The organism is Vibrio comitans, assembly GCA_024346835.1.
GTDB classification, from domain to species: Bacteria; Pseudomonadota; Gammaproteobacteria; order Enterobacterales; family Vibrionaceae; genus Vibrio; species Vibrio comitans.
This window is the reverse complement of sequence record AP024866.1, coordinates 2,575,621-2,593,788: the sequence shown is the minus strand read 5'-3', so window position 1 is coordinate 2,593,788 and position 18,168 is coordinate 2,575,621. Positions and strand designations below refer to the sequence as shown.

Here is an 18,168-nt window from a genome sequence, read left to right as displayed (position 1 = left end):
TTCTATCCTTCGACAATTGCGTTTTGTATCCACTCGATTTGGCTAAGCTCACTGCTCAAAGCTACGACATCGAATCGAAAATAGGTGTGATCAGGGGAGAGGTTGTTTTTACTCAACCACAACAAGGCGGTTTTTTTGAGTTTTGATTGCTTAGCTCTGGTAACCGCTTCTGCTCCGCTACCATAGTGATGCTGTTTTCGGTATTTTACCTCAACAAAAACAATCTCTCGTTGATCGCGCATTATAAGGTCAATTTCACCACACTTTGCGCGAAAGTTCTTTTCTAAAAATATGAGGCCTTGCTTAGCGAGGTATCGCTGTGCTTTGGCCTCATATTTGTGCCCAATGGCAAGTCTACTTAGAAGACTCATACTCGGCCCAGCTAAGCTGGCGCTGTACTACACATTGCTCATCGATACTAAGCACTCCCGTTTGTCCTTGCAGTGAATGACCAGGACTTACTTTCATATTTGGCAAAGCGTTGATCAGGCTGTAAGCATCCATACCCAGTGCGCGTAGACGTTTTTGTTGATTGCTAGATTTTTCCCAGATGCCCTGCATCTGGTTGTCTAACTCTTCATTCGGCTCTACCAGCATTGGGATATCACTGTAGATAACACCAGACAGATCTTGAGATGCACGCTTCACACCTGTATTACTGCGAGAGTTTGCATACAACTTAGGTGGCGTTGCTTCAGGGTTGATTGCTACGTTAATAAACGGCTTGATTAGGTTGAGTTCAGAATCACCAGCAATGATGTAAACGGCATCAATATCTCTACGAGAGCGCTGCTCAGACTCCATTTCCATATCCATTAGCTTATCCATCTGCGCGATACGTTTTTGGCTATCTTGAAGCCCAAAGACAGTATTTATAGCAAACTGCAGTTGGTTCTTAGACCTGAAGTATGAAACTGCACTCTTGGTGTCGTTGTTCTTGCTCCATTCCTCATTGAATGCGTCAGCCATGCGCTGGCCATAGCTTCCACGAGGTGCAATGATCAATGGATATTTAGCGCCAGTATCCGCAAGGTGTCTTGCCGCCTCTGCCGCTTCTTGCTCTGGAGATAGTGTGACATAACAGAAGTCGGTACCTTCCAGAATTTCTTTTGGAAAGTTGAGGGCAAGCATAGGAATTGGTTTGTCGCTGTCTTGCTGAATATCTTGCAGTTCTTCAATCGTGTTGCGCATTAAAGGACCAACTACAAAGTCGACATTCTGTTCTTCTAGCTGCTGCTGAATCTGAGTCGTATCGTTTTTATTACTATCAATAACGACGTACTCTGCTTCAGGAAGTCGCGCATCATCGTTCATCATCGCGAAAACGAAGCCATCTCTGATAACTTCAGCTTGTTTAGCAAACTTGCCACTAAGCGGAAGAACAAGCGCGGTTTTATTTGGTTGGACGATCTCTAAAGCAAGAATGTCTTTTATTTCTTGAGGAGTATAGAGGGCTGCAGGATGACTAAAGTTCTCGTCAATCCAAGCTTGCAACGATTTCTGCAGTTTCGGAAGGTTGTGGCTGTACGACTGATTGTCGATAGCCAACTCTTGCCACCCCTTCAACTCATGTTCATTTTCAGCAATTTGCATTGCCTCAAGTTCGTCGACGGTTACGCTGTTCATTAATGCCCAGATTTGGTCAACGTTCTCTTGTTGTTGCTCTTCCGATAGAAAATCAGCGCGAAGTACTTGCTCTCTAGCGGCATCTAGCGGCTGATAAAGATCTTGATAGATTTCAGAGCGTAGCTCGTAATAACGTTGCCATTGTGTGCGCTCTAGTCGCCATTCATTGCGGAAGTTTAGTTGCTTTAACGCATCGGTTGGCTGTTCTTCGTTGAGAAGCAACTGAGCTCGCGCTAACTGCCATTCTGCTTGTTGTGTTTCAGACATGTTTTGCTGAGCAAGACGCTGGATAATACGATTAGCTAGGCTTGCATTGTCTTCCTCAACAGCTGCTTTCAAAGATAAAATTAACCAATCAATTTGTTCGGAACCGTCAGAGGAATCAGCCTTGATTAGGTAGTATTCTGAGGTTTGTGTTGGCTGATTGAGAATATTGGATTGTTGCGCAGCTTCTGGATCAGAAGAGGGGCTTGAACAAGCCGCAAGAAGTACAGACAATGCAATGGGAGTAAGAATGCGTGATACACTGTATCCAGATCGATTTTTTTGCGCCATGAGTTCTTTAATAATTGTGGATTAATTACCTCTATATTAATCCCTCAAGTGACGGTAAACAAATGACAGATAACAATTCTTTTGATTCTTCGACAGCGACCCTCTATATCGTCCCTACTCCAATAGGGAATTTAGGCGATATTACGCAGCGTGCTATTGAAGTATTGAATGGGGTAGACCTGATTGCAGCGGAAGATACTCGTCACACAGGGCGACTGCTTTCACATCTAAATGTGGGAACGCGCACCTTTGCCTTGCATGACCACAATGAGCAACAGAAAGCTCAAGTTCTAGTGGAAAAACTCCTTGAAGGTCAATCAATTGCATTAGTTTCTGATGCTGGAACTCCTTTAATCAGCGACCCTGGCTATCACTTGGTTAACCAGTGTCGTCAGGCCGGTGTTCGCGTTGTTCCCTTACCGGGAGCTTGCGCGGTAATTACCGCTTTGAGCGCGGCAGGCTTACCGTCGGATCGTTTTAGCTTTGAAGGCTTCTTACCGCCAAAGAGTAAAGGCAGAAAAGATCGCTTCCTTGAGCTTGCTAAGGTAGAACGTACCTGTATTTTTTATGAATCGCCGCACAGAATCATGGATTCTCTCGCCGATATGCTGCAGGTATTAGGGCCAGATCGCCAAGTAGTGTTGGCGCGCGAGCTAACTAAGACGTTCGAAACTATTCAGGGGATGCCTTTAGGTGAGCTTATTCCATGGCTTGAAGAAGATGCCAACCGTATTCGTGGAGAGATGGTATTGCTGGTTCACGGTTACCGTGAAGAAGCCAGCGATGAGTTGCCAGAAGAAGCGCGCCGCACTTTAGCTATTTTGACTAAAGAATTGCCTTTGAAGAAAGCGGCAGCTCTAACCGCAGAGATCTATAGTTTGAAAAAGAATGCACTCTATAAGTGGGGACTTGAGCATATAGAGTAGCGGATAGGGGTTAAGCCCTTATTTGATTAGACATCTGTGATCTTTGTCAGTACAATCCGCCCCGGAGCTAACCAGATAGTCGCTGCTTCGTTGATGTCCTTCGGGAGACTGACGGAGGGGAGGAAAGTCCGGGCTTCATAGAGCAGGGTGCCAGGTAACGCCTGGGGGGCGCAAGCCCACGACAAGTGCAGCAGAGAGAAGACCGCCGATGACCTTCGGGTACAGGTAAGGGTGAAAGGGTGCGGTAAGAGCGCACCGTGCGACTGGCAACAGTTCGTAGCAGGGTAAACTCCACCCGAAGCAAGACCAAATAGGCTCTCACATTGCGTTGCTCGCGTAAGAGGGCGGGTAGGTTGCTCGAGCCAGTGAGCGATTGCTGGCCTAGACGAATGGCTATCACCGCGCAAGCGGATACAGAACCCGGCTTATAGGTAAGCTCCACCTATTGAAGAAGCCCCGCCTTGGCGGGGCTTTTTGCTATCTAGAATCTGCCAAAATGACCTGTAGCTCAGTCTTTATAGGTCTTTCCCTTCGAGTAAAGCACATCAAAGGTGCAACCCTTTGCACTGTTTAAGTAATTATTTGGTGATTTTACTCACTAACGCTGACTAAACCTGACTATTTCAGTACACTAAGCTAATAGTTATCTAAATTAAATCGAGCTTTTGTAATGAGCGAATCCTTTAAACACGTCTCCGTTTTACTCGACGAATCCGTTGATGGTCTTAACATCAAACCAGATGGTACGTATATCGATGGTACCTTTGGACGCGGTGGTCACAGCCGAGTTATTTTGTCTAAACTGGGCGAGAATGGTCGACTGTTTAGTATTGACCGAGATCCGCAAGCCATTGCTGAAGCTGCCAAGATTGATGACCCTAGATTTACCATCATCCATGGTCCTTTTTCAGGTATGGAAGGATATGCACAAGAGCGAGACCTTGTCGGTAAAGTAGACGGTGTGCTTCTTGATCTTGGCGTTTCTTCTCCTCAGTTGGATGATGCCGAGCGCGGTTTCAGCTTTATGAAGGATGGCCCGCTTGATATGCGTATGGACCCAACATCTGGAACTCCAGTATCTCAGTGGTTACAAGATGCGGATGTTGAAGATATTACATGGGTGATTCGTGAATTTGGTGAAGATAAGCATGCATGGCGTATCGCCAAGGCTATCGTCGCTTATCGCGAGAATGAAGAGAACGAACCTCTTCTTCGTACCGGTCAATTAGCTAAACTTATCTCAGAGGCGGCGCCGAAAAGCTTTAAAGAGAAAAAGCACCCTGCGACTCGCTCATTTCAGGCATTCCGCATCTACATCAACAGTGAATTAGATGAGATTGCCACAGCACTTAATGGTGCAAAGAACATTCTTGCTCCTGAGGGGCGCTTATCTGTGATTAGCTTCCACTCATTGGAAGACAGAATGGTGAAGCAGTTCATGCGCAAAGAAAGCCGTGGTCCTCAGGTTCCTCATGGTATCCCTATGACTGAAGAGCAGATTCGTGCTCTTGGCAGTGCTGCAATGAAAACGGTAGGTAAGGCAATTAAGCCATCAGTTTCAGAATTAGACGTCAATATTAGAGCAAGAAGCTCAGTGTTAAGGATTGCCGAAAAGCTATGAATGAATCAGGGAAGTTGATTCAAACTGAAGTGCCACTACTAGGGAAGATGATTATTCGCGACCTGTTTACAGTAGGTCGTGTGCCACTTTTTTTGTTGATCATTCTCTTTTTTAGCGCAATAACCGTAGTACTTACCACGCACATGACGCGACAGGCTATTTCACAAAAAGACGTCGCACTTGAAGAGCGTGAGCAATTAGATGATGAGTGGCGCAACCTGATTCTCGAGGAGAATGCCCTTTCAGAACACAGTCGTGTTCAAAAAATGGCTACCTCTGAACTCGAAATGAAGCGACCAGACTCTGATAAGGAAGTCATAGTTAAACTGTAATGAAGCCGACTAAAAAGAAACCCGTCAAGACCGCTAGAAAGCGAACTCCTAAAAAGGTCGAACCGAGCAAGGTTGCTCCTACTGATACCAGCATTATTAAGTGGCGCTACCAAACCGTATTAGGTTTTATTTTACTATTGCTAGGCGCGCTGCTCGCTCGAGTCGCTTATATCCAAGTTATTGAACCTGATACATTAATTGAACGTGGTGATATGCGTTCAGTTAGGGTAAAGGCGCTGCCTTCAGCGCGTGGAATCATTTCAGATCGCAATGGTGAACAGATAGCGGTCAGTGTGCCAGTAGAAGCGGTTTATGCCGATCCTCGAAATATCTTTACCAAGGGCGATGCTTTGCAAGATGTGGCGCGCTGGCATGCTCTTGCCGACGTACTGCAACTTGATCGAGACGACTTGATTGAGCGAATAGAGAAAAACAAAAACCGCCGTTTTATCTATTTGCAACGCCAAGTTAGCCCTGCCATGGCCAAATACATTAGAGAGTTGAAGCTAAAAGGTATTGGTCTGAGAGACGAATCTCGCCGTTACTACCCTACGGGTGAAATCAGTGCTCATGTTGTTGGGGTAACAGGCATTGATAGCCATGGCTTGGAGGGGGTTGAGCGAAGCTATGACGACTACCTATCTGGCCAAGCTGGCTCACGTAAGGTCCGCAAAGATCGTGATGGTCGAGTGGTAGAGAATATTTCTATGACGGAAAGCAAGCAAGGCAATCCGTTGCAGCTCACCATAGATCAACGCTTACAAGCGATAGCTTATCGCGCAATTAAACAAGCAGTAGCGGATCACCGAGCCACCTCAGGTAGCGTAGTGTTATTGGACGTAAAAACCGGTGGAATATTGGCGATGGTCAACTCACCTTCTTACAACCCAAATACTCGTGATCAACTGCAGTCGTTCCGAATGCGAAACAGAGCGATTACCGATTCTTTAGAACCGGGCTCTTCGGTTAAGCCATTTGTTGTATTAGCGGCATTAGATAATGGAACCGCAGATCTTGATACCGTAATTGATACTGGCAATGGGATCATGCGTATCGGTGGAAGCCGAGTTCGAGACAGTTCGAAGGTTGGTAAGGCTGGTCTTAAAACGATTTTACAAAAATCGAGCAACATTGGTGTAGCCACATTAGCGCTGGGTATGCCTTTAGATTCTTTGCTGGGTATGTATCAATCAGTGGGTTTTGGTTCTACGTCTGGAATTAATCTGGTTGGTGAAACCACGGGCTTATTCCCTAACCGACGCCGCTGGTCACAATTTGAAATTGCGACTCTCTCATTTGGTTACGGCTTATCAGTAACTCCACTGCAGTTGGCACATGCGTATGCGACATTAGGCAGTTACGGCAGCTTCAAACCATTGCATATTATTAAAGATGCAAAAAATCTAGATGCTAAACAGGTAGCTAACCCAAAGCATGCGCGTGAAGTTCTCGAGATGCTTGAGTCCGTTACTCAAAAAGGGGGCACAGCAACTCGAGCCGCTGTACCTGGTTACCGTGTTGGCGCTAAAACGGGCACCTCCCGTAAAGCCAAGGCTGGTGGATACAGTGATGAGTATGTGACGATCACCGCGGGTGTTGCACCAATCAGTAACCCAAGGGTTGCCTTGGTTGTGGTGGTTAATGAGCCGCAAGGTGATGATTATTATGGTGGCTCTGTAGCGGCCCCTGTTTTTTCCGAAGTTTTGAAGGGAGCACTGCAGATATTGAATGTGCCGCCCGATGCTAATAAAAGTTAATAAATAGTATGAATGTTCAATGCACACTACAGCATCTAGTTCAGCCTTGGCTGAATAACCTAAGTGAGAAACTGGCTCATATTTCAGTATCGGACTTAGAGCTAGATAGCAGGCAAATCCAACCAGGCTCTACCTTCGTGGCCATTAAAGGGCATACAGTTGACGGCAGACGCTTTATCTCAAATGCGGTAAAAGCCGGAGCAAGTCTAGTCATTGCGGAAAGTGATGAAGATTACCCTCATGGTAGTAGCGTCTGGATGGATGATACTCCAGTGCTGTATTTGGACAGCCTGAGCCTCAATCTATCTGCACTAGCGAGCCGTTTATATCGCTTTGATAATATGGATCTTATTGCGGTTACTGGGACAAATGGCAAAACGACGATTACGCAAATTATCGCCCAGTGGCTAGATAGCGTAGGTAAGCAAGCTGCAGTGATGGGCACAACCGGTAATGGTTTTCTCTCTTCTCTCAAAGAAGCAAAAAACACCACAGGCAGCGCTATTGAAGTGTGTAGAACACTATCGCAGCTGAGTGAGCTTGGCGCTGATATTACGGCTCTAGAAACCTCTTCACATGGCTTAGTCCAGCATCGTATCAAGGCGCTAAAATTTGTCGCAGCTGTGTTTACCAATCTCAGTCGAGATCACCTTGATTATCACGGAAGTATGGCGGAATACGCTAAGGCAAAACTGAGCCTATTTACCGAACATTCATGTAAACATAAGGTGATTAATGCTGATGACTCTATAGGTCAAGAGTGGTTGGAATTATTGCCTGACGCGATTGCCGTATCTTTGCTAGAAAAACCTCAAGCTAAGCAGTATATGTACGCGAGTAATATTCGTTACTCTGAGCAGGGTATAGAAATTAGCTTTGATAGTAGCTGGGGTAAAGGAGTGTTAAAGGCGCCGCTTATCGGTGAGTTTAATGCGAGTAATCTGCTGCTGGCCTTTACTACTCTTCTTAGTTTGGGCTTTGATATCAGAGTCTTACAAAAGGCAGCAACGCAACTTCAGCCTGTCATTGGCCGAATGGAACTCTTTCAAGCGGCTGACAAAGCTAAAGTAGTGGTGGACTATGCTCATACTCCAGATGCCTTGGAAAAAGCACTGTGTGCCTTGCGAGTGCATTGTGAAGGACAGCTGTGGGCAATCTTTGGTTGTGGTGGCGATAGAGACAGTGGCAAGCGACCTATGATGGCACAGATCGGGGAACGGTTTGCCGATCGCATTATCCTTGCTGATGACAACCCGCGGAGCGAAGATCCAGCTCACATCATCCAAGGCATGTTAAAAGGCGTTTCAAATCAACAATCTGTGACTGTTGAGCATGATAGATTCAAAGCCTTGTCCTATGCTATTGAACATGCAACGTCTAAAGACATTATTTTACTTGCTGGTAAAGGACACGAGGATTATCAAATCTTAGGAGATGACACTATTCATTACTCTGATCGTGAATCGGCAATGACCTTGTTGGAGTTAGTTTAATGATAAGCACTCAATTATCGGATATGGCCACTGCTGTAGACGGACGTTTGCTTGGAAGCAACTTAACGATTGAGTCAGTTTCCACGGATAGTCGCAACATCGACGGCAATGGCTTGTTTGTGGCCTTAGTTGGAGAGCGCTTTGATGCTCATAACTTTTGTGAACAAGCGGTAGAGCAGGGTGCTGTTGCTTTACTGGTAGAGAAAGAACTGCCTTTACCTGTTCCACAACTCATTGTTGAAGATAGTAAGTTGGCCCTAGGAAAACTAGGCGCTTGGAATTTTGCTAAAACAGATATGCCTAAGGTCGCCATCACCGGGAGTTGTGGTAAAACCACAGTAAAAGAGATGCTTGCCTCTATTCTATCTTTGAGAGGTGAAGTTTTAGCTACCGCAGGAAACTTCAATAATGATATAGGCGCTCCACTCACTCTACTGCGCGCCACTACGCAACACGATTTTTCTGTTATTGAGCTGGGTGCAAACCACGAGCATGAAATTGAATATACAGTGAACTTAGTGCAGCCTGATATTGCTCTGGTGAATAACGTTGCAGCTGCTCATCTTGAGGGGTTTGGCTCAATGCAGGGTGTAATGCGAGCCAAGGGCGAGATATTTTCTACTTTAGATGAAGGTGGTCTTGCACTTTATAACTTGGAGAGCCAAGGCGGAGAGTTATGGCAAGCCTTGCTTGAAAATAAGCGCGTACAAACCTTCTCTTTAGATAACTCATTGGCGGAGTACTATGCTGGTAATATTTCTATAGATAGTAATGGGTTAGCGAGTTTTCATCTGCATACCCCATTTGGCATGGCAGAGGTAAAACTTGGGGTTGTTGGACGCCACAATGTGGCGAATGCCGTCGCGGCGGCAGCGATTGCCTTGAATATGGGAACTGAGCTGCCCACAGTGGTTCGTGGACTCGAATCTGTTGCTCAAGTTAAGGGGCGAGTTGCGGTGGAGCAACTGACAGACAACATTCGCCTTATTGACGATAGTTATAATGCTAGCGTACCTGCGATGAAGGCTGCAGCTGACTTGCTTGGTGGGTTCGAAGGAAGCCGTTGGCTGATCTTGGGATTTATGGCTGAATTAGGTAAAGAAAGTCTTGAACTTCATCGGCAAGTCGGTGAATATGCAGCAAAATTTGGGTTTGAGCATGTGCTGACTTATGGGGACGACACTAAAATAATTAGTGATGTTACTCATGGGCGTCATTTTGATGATCACCAAAGCTTAATGGCTTTTATTGAACAGCAACTCTCTACTCAACCACACACTCAACATACCTTGCTCGTTAAGGGCGCAAATAGTGCGCAGATGAGCAAGATTGCCGCTGCTTTGAAGGAGAAGCTTAAATGATTATCTGGCTAGCGGATTTACTACAGCCTTACTTTTCGTTCTTTCGTCTTTTTGATTATCTTTCTTTTCGTTCGATACTCAGCATTATAACTGCATTAGTTCTATCCCTTTGGATGGGGCCTAAGTTGATCCGACGTTTGCAACTACTGCAAATCGGTCAAGTAGTTCGCCATGACGGTCCTGAATCACACTTAAGCAAGCATGGTACACCTACCATGGGCGGAGTGATGATTCTCGCCGCAATTACTATTACGGTACTGTTGTGGGCAAATCTGTCCAACCCTTATGTATGGGCGGTGCTCGCAGTATTGCTTGGCTATGGCGCGGTCGGTTTTGTAGATGACTACCGCAAGGTGGTTCGCAAAAATACTGATGGTCTGATAGCGCGTTGGAAATATTTCTGGCAATCGGCCATCGCTATTGTGGTTGCTTTCGCGCTATATGCGCATGGTAAAGATACGGCGGCCACCCAGCTAGTTGTACCATTTTTCAAAGACATCATGCCTCAATTAGGCCTGTTTTATATTGTTCTTACCTACTTTGTTATTGTCGGTACCAGTAACGCAGTAAACCTAACTGATGGCTTGGACGGTCTAGCGATTATGCCGACCATTTTGGTTGCAGCAGGTTTTGCTGTTATCGCCTACGCGACGGGTAATGTTAACTTCGCTCAGTACCTGCATATCCCTTATATCCCTTACACCAGTGAGCTTGTAATTTTCTGTACCGCTATCGTCGGTGCTGGTCTGGGCTTCCTGTGGTTTAACACCTATCCAGCCCAAGTATTTATGGGCGATGTGGGCTCTCTTGCTTTAGGTGGTGCCTTGGGCACGATTGCGGTTCTTGTTCGTCAAGAGTTCGTACTGGTCATTATGGGGGGCGTTTTTGTAATGGAGACCTTGTCGGTAATCCTTCAGGTAGGCTCATACAAACTGCGCGGACAGCGAGTGTTTCGTATGGCTCCTATTCACCACCACTATGAGCTAAAAGGCTGGCCTGAACCTCGCGTTATTGTTCGTTTTTGGATTATCTCTATCGTGCTAGTACTGATTGGTCTGGCTACCCTGAAGGTGCGTTAATCCATGACAAAGTGGCAAGGTATTCGTGATGTCGTTGTCGTAGGGCTTGGAATCACTGGTTTGTCTGTGGTTAGGCACCTGCAAAAGGTTTCTGAACAACTGGATGCGCCACTGCATATTCGTGTGATTGACACTCGACCTGTCGCACCAGGTGCCGAGCAGTTGTCTGATGATGTTTCACTGCACAGCGGAGGCTGGAATCAGCAATGGCTCAATGAGGCAGACCTCATCGTGGTAAGTCCAGGCATTGCACTTGCTACGCCACAATTAACTCAAGCCGTAGACTTAGGTGTACCTGTAGTCGGTGATATTGAGTTATTTGCCTGGGCGGTGAATAAGCCCGTGCTGGCGATTACCGGTTCTAACGGCAAGAGTACGGTTACCGATCTTACGGGTGTTATGGCTAACGCAGCTGGTGTGAAAACAGCGGTTGGCGGCAATATTGGCGTACCGGCTCTTGAGTTGCTCGATAGTGATGCTGACTTATACGTGCTTGAACTATCCAGCTTTCAACTTGAAACGACCTCAAGTCTAAAACTGCGAGCAGCCGCGTTTCTCAACCTATCCGAAGATCATATGGATAGATATGAGGGAATGCACGACTATCGTCAGGCTAAGCTTCGTATTTTTGAACATGCTGAGGTTAAGATCGTTAACGCTGATGATGAGGCAACCTATCCAGAGAATGTCGATGGACTGATAGAATTTGGTGTTGCTACTGGCGATTATACGCTTTCTGATTTTCAAGGGCAGACATGGTTAACTAGCCATACACAGCGCCTTTTGGCTGCGAATGATCTCTCCATTGTTGGTCAGCACAATATGCTCAATGCCATTGTTGCTATCGCATTGCTGGAATCTGCGGGTATCAAGGTTGAATCCTCACTCGACGCACTAAAAACTTACACGGGCCTGACGCACCGTTGTCAGGTTGTCAGTCGTGAAAACGATATTATCTGGGTCAATGATTCTAAAGCGACCAATGTTGCCAGCACATTAGCGGCTCTAAAGGGGCTAAAAATTGCTGGTCGTTTGTATTTACTTGTCGGCGGTGATGGTAAAGGGGCTGATTTTAGTGAACTAAAGCCAACTCTTGCCTCCTTAGATGTTGAGCTTTGCTGTTTCGGTGCAGATGGTAAGCAGTTGATTTCACTATCTGAAAACAGTGTTTACTTTGATAGCATGCAAGAAGCAGTAACTGCTATTCGACAGAAAGCCAAAGCAGGTGATATGGTGATGCTTTCTCCTGCCTGCGCCAGTTTCGATCAGTTTGCGAATTTTATGCAGCGCGGAGATGTGTTTACTCGGCTCGCTCAGACGCAGGATGCTTAGCGTCCGCTATGCGTAGCAGGATGCAAATCAATCTAGAGATTAGGACAAAGTGAGAAATATGCGTTGGCTCTCTCGTTTCCATGGAAAGGAACCGACTCCCACATTAAGCCCTGAGCAAGATTCTTCTGAAGAGTCGTTAGACGACGCTCAGCAATATTCTGCATTACCAGTGCTATTTGATAGGCAGTTGGTGTGGTTATCACTAATCCTAATGCTTATAGGCTTGGTGATGGTGACGTCTGCTTCGCTACCCGTGAGTTACTCTCATTATGGTTACCCATTCCATTATGCGATTCGTCACGCCTTTTATTTGTGTCTTGCACTCGTGGTGATGGGCGTTGTCATACACGTCCCAACCCATTACTGGTTGAAAAATAGCTCTAAGTTATTGTTTATTTGTATGTTTCTGCTGCTGTTCGTGCTACTTGCGGGTAAGTCAGTAAATGGTGCATCGCGTTGGATCCCTTTGGGTCCCATCAACTTTCAGCCTGCCGAACTGGCTAAGCTAGCACTGTTTATCTTTATGGCTAGCTATTTATATCGCAAGCAACAAGAAGTAAGAGCAAGCTTTACGAGTGGCTTCTTTAAGCCATTTATTGTCTTTGCTTCACTGGCGATCTTGCTTCTTGGGCAACCCGATCTAGGTACTGTCGTCGTAATGTTGGTGACGGTCTTCGGGATGTTATTTATTGCAGGCGCCAAGCTTTGGCAGTTCCTTGCGCTTGTGTTTGCTGGGATCATAGGTATCGGTGTTTTGATTTTGATCGAGCCATACCGAATGAAGCGTGTGACCTCCTTTTTAGACCCATGGGAAGACCCCTTTGGTAGTGGCTACCAATTGACTCAATCATTAATGGCATTTGGTCGAGGAGAGTGGTTCGGCCAAGGTTTAGGAAATTCAATTCAGAAGCTCGCCTACCTTCCTGAAGCACATACTGACTTTGTGTTTGCTGTGATGGGAGAAGAGCTAGGCTTTATTGGCGTGATGGGTATTTTACTGCTGATCTTTGCTCTAGTGTTTAAGTCAGTATTTATAGGCAAACGAGCGTTTGATGCCGGGGATGTGTTTAGCGGTTATCTCGCGTTAGGCTTTGGAATTTGGTTTGCATTTCAGACTGTCGTCAACGTTGGCGCAGCCGCCGGTATGGTACCAACCAAAGGTTTGACCCTGCCATTAATCAGTTATGGTGGCTCGAGCCTTATCATAATGTCCATCGCGGTAGCTATCGTAATACGAATCGATCATGAGCATCGAGTACAAGATTATAAAGAGTCGTTACAAGTAGACGACGTGAAACAAGACGAAGTAAAGCAAGGTGTAGCCTAATAATGACAAACAATAAAAAGCGACTCTTGGTGATGGCGGGTGGCACTGGCGGTCACGTTTTTCCTGGGCTTGCAGTGGCGAAATACCTGCAGCAACAAGGATGGGAAATCCGCTGGTTGGGTACGGCTGATCGTATGGAGGCCGACCTTGTACCAAAGCATGGTATCGAGATAGATTTCATCAAGGTGAAAGGGCTAAGAGGCCAAGGCCTAGGTAAGTTAATCAAGGCTCCTTTTCAGATCATTAATGCCATTAGTCAGGCGAAAGCACACATTAAACGCTACAACCCAGATGTGGTTTTAGGGATGGGCGGTTATGTGAGTGGCCCCGGTGGTATTGCTGCGCGTCAGTGCGGTATTCCACTGGTATTGCACGAACAAAATGCCGTTGCTGGCCTGACTAACGGTTGGTTAGCAAAGGTGGCGAGTAAGGTATTCCAAGCCTTTCCAGGTGCGTTTCCTAATGCAGAAGTGGTGGGTAACCCAGTTAGAACTGATGTTGTCGCGCTTGAGTCCCCGCAGACTAGGCTTGCATCTCACGAGGGTGATATTCGAATCTTAGTGATGGGCGGTAGCCAAGGTGCTCGCATTCTAAATCACACGCTACCAGAAACTATTGCAGCACTAGGTAGTGGTTATACGGTTTGGCATCAGGTGGGTAAAGACAACCTTGAAGATGTAGAGACTCGTTACCGCGATAATGGTGTCCAACAAGCAAAAGTCTCTGAGTTCATTGATGATGTAGCTGCTGCTTATGAGTGGGCTGACTTAATTGTATGTCGCTCTGGCGCATTGACAGTGTCTGAGGTTTCAGCTGCGGGCTTGGCGGCGATATTCATTCCTTACCCGCATAAAGATAGACAACAAGCGCTCAATGGCGACTACCTAGTCGACGCTGACGCTGCAAAAATGATTGAGCAGCAGAACCTTTCTGCCGCCAAATTAACACAAACTATTCAGGGGCTAGATAGAGCCTCATTGCTCGAGATGGCAATTAAATCACGTCAAGCAGCTAAGCTTGATGCAGATAAAGTGGTTGCAGAGGCGATAGTCGCTCTGAGCAACCGCAATGACCAATAATCTCGAACAAAACTGAGCAAGAGAACAAATATGGTAATCGAACATAAACAAGATTTGGCGCATATCCGAGCTATGATCCCTGAGATGCGACGCGTGAAGAGCATTCATTTCGTTGGTATTGGTGGTGCGGGAATGAGTGGTATTGCAGAGGTTTTGCTAAATGAAGGCTACGCCATCTCTGGCTCAGACATCAGTCAAAATGCCGTTACAGATCGACTGCAAAGCAAGGGCGCGACCATCTTTATTGGTCACGACCAAACCAATGTAGAAAATGCCAGTGTAGTCGTAGTGTCTACGGCTATTGACCAAGGCAACCCTGAGCTTGTTGCGGCTAAAACTTTGCGTATTCCCGTTGTGCGCCGTGCAGAAATGCTGGCTGAGATTATGCGCTACCGCCACGGTATTGCTGTAGCGGGCACGCATGGTAAAACCACAACCACAGCCTTAGTGACTCAGATTTATTCTGAGGCTGGCTTAGATCCTACATTTGTTAACGGCGGTCTAGTAAAGAGCGCAGGAACCAATGCACGCTTGGGCTCAAGCCGTATCCTTATTGCTGAGGCTGATGAGAGCGATGCATCCTTCTTGCACCTGCAGCCTATGGTCGCCATTGTCACTAATATTGAAGCCGACCATATGGATACTTACGGCGGTGACTTTGAAGTGCTAAAGCAAACCTTTACTGACTTCCTGCACAAACTGCCGTTCTATGGTCAAGCAATCATGTGCATTGATGACCCTGTGATTCGCGAGATGCTTCCAACCATTAGTCGTCAGGTCATTACTTATGGCTTCTCGGATGATGCAGACGTTAAGATTGTGAATTACCGTCAGCAAGGGCAGCAGAGCTTCTTTACGGTAGAGCGTGAAGGAAAAAATGACTTAGAGATCACGCTGAACATGCCAGGCAAGCATAACGCACTGAATGCGTCAGCTGCTATTGCCGTTGCAACTGAAGATGATATCTCTGATGAAGCGATTCTGTCAGCATTACTAGCAACTCAAGGCACAGGGCGTCGATTTGAACACCTAGGTGAGTTTGAAACGGGTAATGGTACTGCCATGCTGGTGGATGATTACGGCCATCACCCTAGTGAGGTTGATGTCACCATTGACGCTGCGCGTGCGGGTTGGCCGGATAAGCGTTTGGTTATGGTGTTCCAACCACACCGTTACAGTCGTACTCGCGACCTTTACGATGATTTTGCCAATGTTTTGGATAAAGTTGACGTACTACTGATGCTCGACGTTTATTCTGCTGGCGAAGCGCCTATTGCTGGGGCCGACGGACGTTCGTTATGTCGTACTATCCGCAGTAGGGGGCGTATCGATCCTATCTTTGTTAAAGAACAGGATGAACTACCGAAAGTACTGGCCAACTTGTTGCAAGAAGGTGATCTTGTTCTCACTCAGGGCGCCGGTGACGTAGGAAAGGTTGCTAAAAGGTTGGAAAAGTTAGAACTTAACATCAGAGCAATGCAAAAAAGCTAGTTTCCTTATCGAAATATCCGTTATTGCTATGGAAAGATAATGTCGGGCAAGTATAATCAGTCAATAGATATACTTGCCTGTAAAGGGTTATGTGCCGTTAATTAGGAAGTCGACGACATTATAAAAATGGAATCTACATTAGACGTCGAAACCGAATGTAAACAAAGGCCTAGGTTCAAATTTTCTTGGGTTGATGCGAGTTTTTTATTGTTCGTAGTCGCTTTGATTGTGTTTGGTATTTTTTCCACAGTAGCATGGATGCGAGACAGTGGACGACTCCCCCTTTCTCAATTTGTCCTTGAAGGTGATCTTGAATATGTGCACAGCACTGATGTGCAGAGTGTGTTATCACATATTCATCCATTCGGCACATTTATGACTCAGGATGTTAATCAATTGCAAACAGCGGTTGAATCTCTTCCTTGGGTAGCGAGTGCCGCCATTCGTAAGCAATGGCCAAACACTATTAAAGTGTTTTTGATGGAGCATCACCCAGCAGCAATCTGGAATGGTAATGCGCTTCTAAACAGTAACGGTCAGATATTTTATGCCGATGTTGGGCAGTTGCACCAACAAGACCAAGAAATCGTCAAGCTCTATGGACCTGAAACAGAAAGTGAGAAGGTGCTCGACACTTGGCGAGAGATTAGGCCGCAATTTACGGGTCTTGGCCTACAGATTACTTCTGTAGTACTGAATGACAGACATGCTTGGCAGTTAATATTAGATAACGGCATCCGCCTTGAATTAGGTAAAGATGCCTTAGAAGAAAGAATTCAGAGATTTGTTGACCTCTACCACCACATGGATGAGAGGGTTCAGCAGATCAGTTATATAGATTTAAGATATGACACCGGAGCCGCCATTGGCTGGCTATCGGAAGACCAAAGGCAAGAGAGTAGTAATGACCAAGGGAACGGATGACAACCTGATTGTTGGTCTGGATATCGGTACAGCGACTGTTTCAGCGCTAGTAGGCGAAATTCTTCCAGACGGACAGATCAATATTATTGGTGCTGGCAGCAGTCCATCCCGTGGAATGGATAAGGGCGGGGTGAACGACCTCGATTCCGTGATCAAATCAGTTGAGCGCGCGGTGAATCAAGCTGAGCTTATGGCTGAGCACAAGATCACTAACGTGTATCTATCCATCTCAGGTCAGCACATTACCAGCCGTATTGAAAAAGGCATGGGGACCATCTCTGATGAAGAGGTGTCTCAAGAAGATATGGATCGCGCTATCCATACTGCTCGCTCTATCAAGATTGGTGAAGAAGAACGCATCCTGCATGTAATTCCGCAAGAATTTAAAATTGATCACCTTGGTGGGATTAAGAATCCGCTAGGGCTTTCTGGCGTGCGTATGGAAGTGAGCGTTCATATGATCTCTTGCCATAACGATATGGCTCGCAATGTTATCAAGGCAGTAGAGCGCTGCGGCCTAACCGTTGAGCAGTTAGTCTTCTCTGGCCTTGCGGCAAGTGATGCCGTTATTACTGAAGACGAGAAAGAGCTGGGTGTCTGTGTTGTCGATATCGGCGCAGGAACTATGGATGTCGCACTTTGGACTGGCGGCGCATTGCGTCACACCGAAGTGTTTGCCTATGCAGGTAACTCTGTAACCAGCGATATCGCGTTTGCCTTTGGCACGCCAATTAACGATGCCGAAGAGATTAAGGTTAAGTATGGCTGTGCTATGAGTGAACTGGTTAGCAAGGATGACACAGTTAACGTTCCTAGCGTTGGCGGTCGCCCATCTCGCAGTTTACAAAGACAAACCTTATCTGAAGTGATAGAACCGCGTTATACTGAGCTTATGGGTTTAATAAACCAAGCGATTGAAAACGCTCAAAACAAAATGCGAGAGAATGGTGTTAAACACCATCACATTGCCGCTGGTATTGTATTGACTGGTGGCGCTTCGCAAATAGAAGGTTTAGCTGAATGTGCAGAACGCGTGTTTGGCAATCAAGTTAGAATCGGTAAGCCTACAGAAGTAAAAGGCTTAACAGATTACGTAAAGGAGCCGTACCACTCTACGGCAGTTGGTTTATTGCATTATGGCAAAGACAGCAGTTTTAATGATGAAGGCGAGTACTCGGAACCGAAACACTCCTCTCTAACTGGCTTGTTCAGCAAAATGCGTAATTGGATACAAAAAGAATTTTAACCTGGGTAGACAGGAAAAC

General features: G+C 46.2%; 15 protein-coding genes and 1 other RNA gene. 14 read left to right on the top strand and 2 right to left on the bottom strand.

All coding sequences use genetic code 11. The features are described 5' to 3' along the window. Positions 1-2 precede the first annotated feature (2 nt). Both OCU46_RS11865 and OCU46_RS11860 read right to left on the bottom strand, forming a co-directional pair. Complete coding sequence (locus OCU46_RS11865; protein ID WP_141270777.1) at positions 3-371, bottom strand: YraN family protein; 369 nt, start codon at positions 369-371, stop codon at positions 3-5. Next, positions 355-2,181 (bottom strand): penicillin-binding protein activator, encoded by a 1,827-nt coding sequence (locus tag OCU46_RS11860; RefSeq protein ID WP_141270776.1) that lies wholly within the window; start codon positions 2,179-2,181, stop codon positions 355-357. Before OCU46_RS11860 ends, OCU46_RS11865 begins: the two co-directional genes overlap by 17 nt. Before the next feature lie 62 nt (positions 2,182-2,243). Between OCU46_RS11860 and rsmI the strand changes: the two genes are divergently transcribed. The 14 genes from rsmI to ftsA all read left to right on the top strand — a co-directional run bounded on the left by rsmI (position 2,244) and on the right by ftsA (position 18,149). Continuing rightward, complete coding sequence (gene rsmI / locus OCU46_RS11855) at positions 2,244-3,107, top strand: 16S rRNA (cytidine(1402)-2'-O)-methyltransferase (protein WP_141270775.1); 864 nt, start codon at positions 2,244-2,246, stop codon at positions 3,105-3,107. A 63-nt stretch (positions 3,108-3,170) separates the two neighbouring features. Further along, positions 3,171-3,551, top strand: an RNA gene (rnpB, locus tag OCU46_RS11850) — RNase P RNA component class A. 226 nt (positions 3,552-3,777) lie between these two features. Further along, complete coding sequence (gene rsmH / locus OCU46_RS11845) at positions 3,778-4,728, top strand: 16S rRNA (cytosine(1402)-N(4))-methyltransferase RsmH (RefSeq protein ID WP_141270774.1); 951 nt, start codon at positions 3,778-3,780, stop codon at positions 4,726-4,728. After that, complete coding sequence (ftsL, locus tag OCU46_RS11840) at positions 4,725-5,060, top strand: cell division protein FtsL (RefSeq protein WP_141270773.1); 336 nt, start codon at positions 4,725-4,727, stop codon at positions 5,058-5,060. The genes rsmH and ftsL overlap by 4 nt, the downstream gene beginning before the upstream one ends. Further along, the gene (locus OCU46_RS11835; protein ID WP_141270772.1) at positions 5,060-6,817 is read left to right on the top strand and encodes a penicillin-binding transpeptidase domain-containing protein; all 1,758 of its coding nucleotides are present in this window, start codon (positions 5,060-5,062) and stop codon (positions 6,815-6,817) included. The genes ftsL and OCU46_RS11835 overlap by 1 nt, the downstream gene beginning before the upstream one ends. A gap of 8 nt (positions 6,818-6,825) precedes the next feature. After that, positions 6,826-8,310, top strand: coding sequence for a UDP-N-acetylmuramoyl-L-alanyl-D-glutamate--2,6-diaminopimelate ligase (gene murE, locus OCU46_RS11830; protein ID WP_141270771.1), 1,485 nt, complete (start codon positions 6,826-6,828; stop codon positions 8,308-8,310). Then, positions 8,310-9,671 (top strand): UDP-N-acetylmuramoyl-tripeptide--D-alanyl-D-alanine ligase, encoded by a 1,362-nt coding sequence (locus OCU46_RS11825; protein WP_141270770.1) that lies wholly within the window; start codon positions 8,310-8,312, stop codon positions 9,669-9,671. Before murE ends, OCU46_RS11825 begins: the two co-directional genes overlap by 1 nt. Further along, a complete protein-coding gene (gene mraY / locus OCU46_RS11820) occupies positions 9,668-10,750 on the top strand; it encodes a phospho-N-acetylmuramoyl-pentapeptide-transferase (RefSeq protein WP_141270769.1) in 1,083 nt (360 codons plus the stop codon). The genes OCU46_RS11825 and mraY overlap by 4 nt, the downstream gene beginning before the upstream one ends. A gap of 3 nt (positions 10,751-10,753) precedes the next feature. Beyond that, complete coding sequence (murD, locus tag OCU46_RS11815) at positions 10,754-12,082, top strand: UDP-N-acetylmuramoyl-L-alanine--D-glutamate ligase (protein ID WP_141270768.1); 1,329 nt, start codon at positions 10,754-10,756, stop codon at positions 12,080-12,082. 58 nt (positions 12,083-12,140) lie between these two features. Then, positions 12,141-13,409, top strand: a complete 1,269-nt coding sequence (gene ftsW, locus OCU46_RS11810; RefSeq protein ID WP_141270767.1) for a cell division protein FtsW — start codon at positions 12,141-12,143, stop codon at positions 13,407-13,409. Between the two features lie 2 nt (positions 13,410-13,411). Next, the gene (murG, locus tag OCU46_RS11805) at positions 13,412-14,488 is read left to right on the top strand and encodes an undecaprenyldiphospho-muramoylpentapeptide beta-N-acetylglucosaminyltransferase (protein WP_141270766.1); all 1,077 of its coding nucleotides are present in this window, start codon (positions 13,412-13,414) and stop codon (positions 14,486-14,488) included. A 30-nt stretch (positions 14,489-14,518) separates the two neighbouring features. Further along, complete coding sequence (gene murC, locus OCU46_RS11800) at positions 14,519-15,979, top strand: UDP-N-acetylmuramate--L-alanine ligase (protein ID WP_141270765.1); 1,461 nt, start codon at positions 14,519-14,521, stop codon at positions 15,977-15,979. A 126-nt stretch (positions 15,980-16,105) separates the two neighbouring features. Next, on the top strand, positions 16,106-16,903 hold the full coding sequence (locus tag OCU46_RS11795; protein WP_141270764.1) for a cell division protein FtsQ/DivIB: 798 nt from the start codon (positions 16,106-16,108) through the stop codon (positions 16,901-16,903). Then, a complete protein-coding gene (gene ftsA / locus OCU46_RS11790) occupies positions 16,884-18,149 on the top strand; it encodes a cell division protein FtsA (protein WP_141270763.1) in 1,266 nt (421 codons plus the stop codon). Before OCU46_RS11795 ends, ftsA begins: the two co-directional genes overlap by 20 nt. Positions 18,150-18,168: the final 19 nt, after the last annotated feature.

What these genes read in the sequence shown, in the direction of transcription:
- OCU46_RS11865 (WP_141270777.1), bottom strand. Translation starts at nt 371, where the DNA reads ATGAGTCTTCTAAGTAGACTTGCCATTGGGCACAAATATGAGGCCAAA.
- murG (WP_141270766.1), top strand. Translation starts at nt 13,412, where the DNA reads ATGACAAACAATAAAAAGCGACTCTTGGTGATGGCGGGTGGCACTGGC.
- mraY (WP_141270769.1), top strand. Translation starts at nt 9,668, where the DNA reads ATGATTATCTGGCTAGCGGATTTACTACAGCCTTACTTTTCGTTCTTT.
- ftsA (WP_141270763.1), top strand. Translation starts at nt 16,884, where the DNA reads ATGACCAAGGGAACGGATGACAACCTGATTGTTGGTCTGGATATCGGT.
- OCU46_RS11835 (WP_141270772.1), top strand. Translation starts at nt 5,060, where the DNA reads ATGAAGCCGACTAAAAAGAAACCCGTCAAGACCGCTAGAAAGCGAACT.
- murD (WP_141270768.1), top strand. Translation starts at nt 10,754, where the DNA reads ATGACAAAGTGGCAAGGTATTCGTGATGTCGTTGTCGTAGGGCTTGGA.
- OCU46_RS11795 (WP_141270764.1), top strand. Translation starts at nt 16,106, where the DNA reads ATGGAATCTACATTAGACGTCGAAACCGAATGTAAACAAAGGCCTAGG.
- rsmI (WP_141270775.1), top strand. Translation starts at nt 2,244, where the DNA reads ATGACAGATAACAATTCTTTTGATTCTTCGACAGCGACCCTCTATATC.
- murE (WP_141270771.1), top strand. Translation starts at nt 6,826, where the DNA reads ATGAATGTTCAATGCACACTACAGCATCTAGTTCAGCCTTGGCTGAAT.
- rsmH (WP_141270774.1), top strand. Translation starts at nt 3,778, where the DNA reads ATGAGCGAATCCTTTAAACACGTCTCCGTTTTACTCGACGAATCCGTT.
- ftsW (WP_141270767.1), top strand. Translation starts at nt 12,141, where the DNA reads ATGCGTTGGCTCTCTCGTTTCCATGGAAAGGAACCGACTCCCACATTA.
- murC (WP_141270765.1), top strand. Translation starts at nt 14,519, where the DNA reads ATGGTAATCGAACATAAACAAGATTTGGCGCATATCCGAGCTATGATC.
- OCU46_RS11825 (WP_141270770.1), top strand. Translation starts at nt 8,310, where the DNA reads ATGATAAGCACTCAATTATCGGATATGGCCACTGCTGTAGACGGACGT.
- ftsL (WP_141270773.1), top strand. Translation starts at nt 4,725, where the DNA reads ATGAATGAATCAGGGAAGTTGATTCAAACTGAAGTGCCACTACTAGGG.
- OCU46_RS11860 (WP_141270776.1), bottom strand. Translation starts at nt 2,181, where the DNA reads ATGGCGCAAAAAAATCGATCTGGATACAGTGTATCACGCATTCTTACT.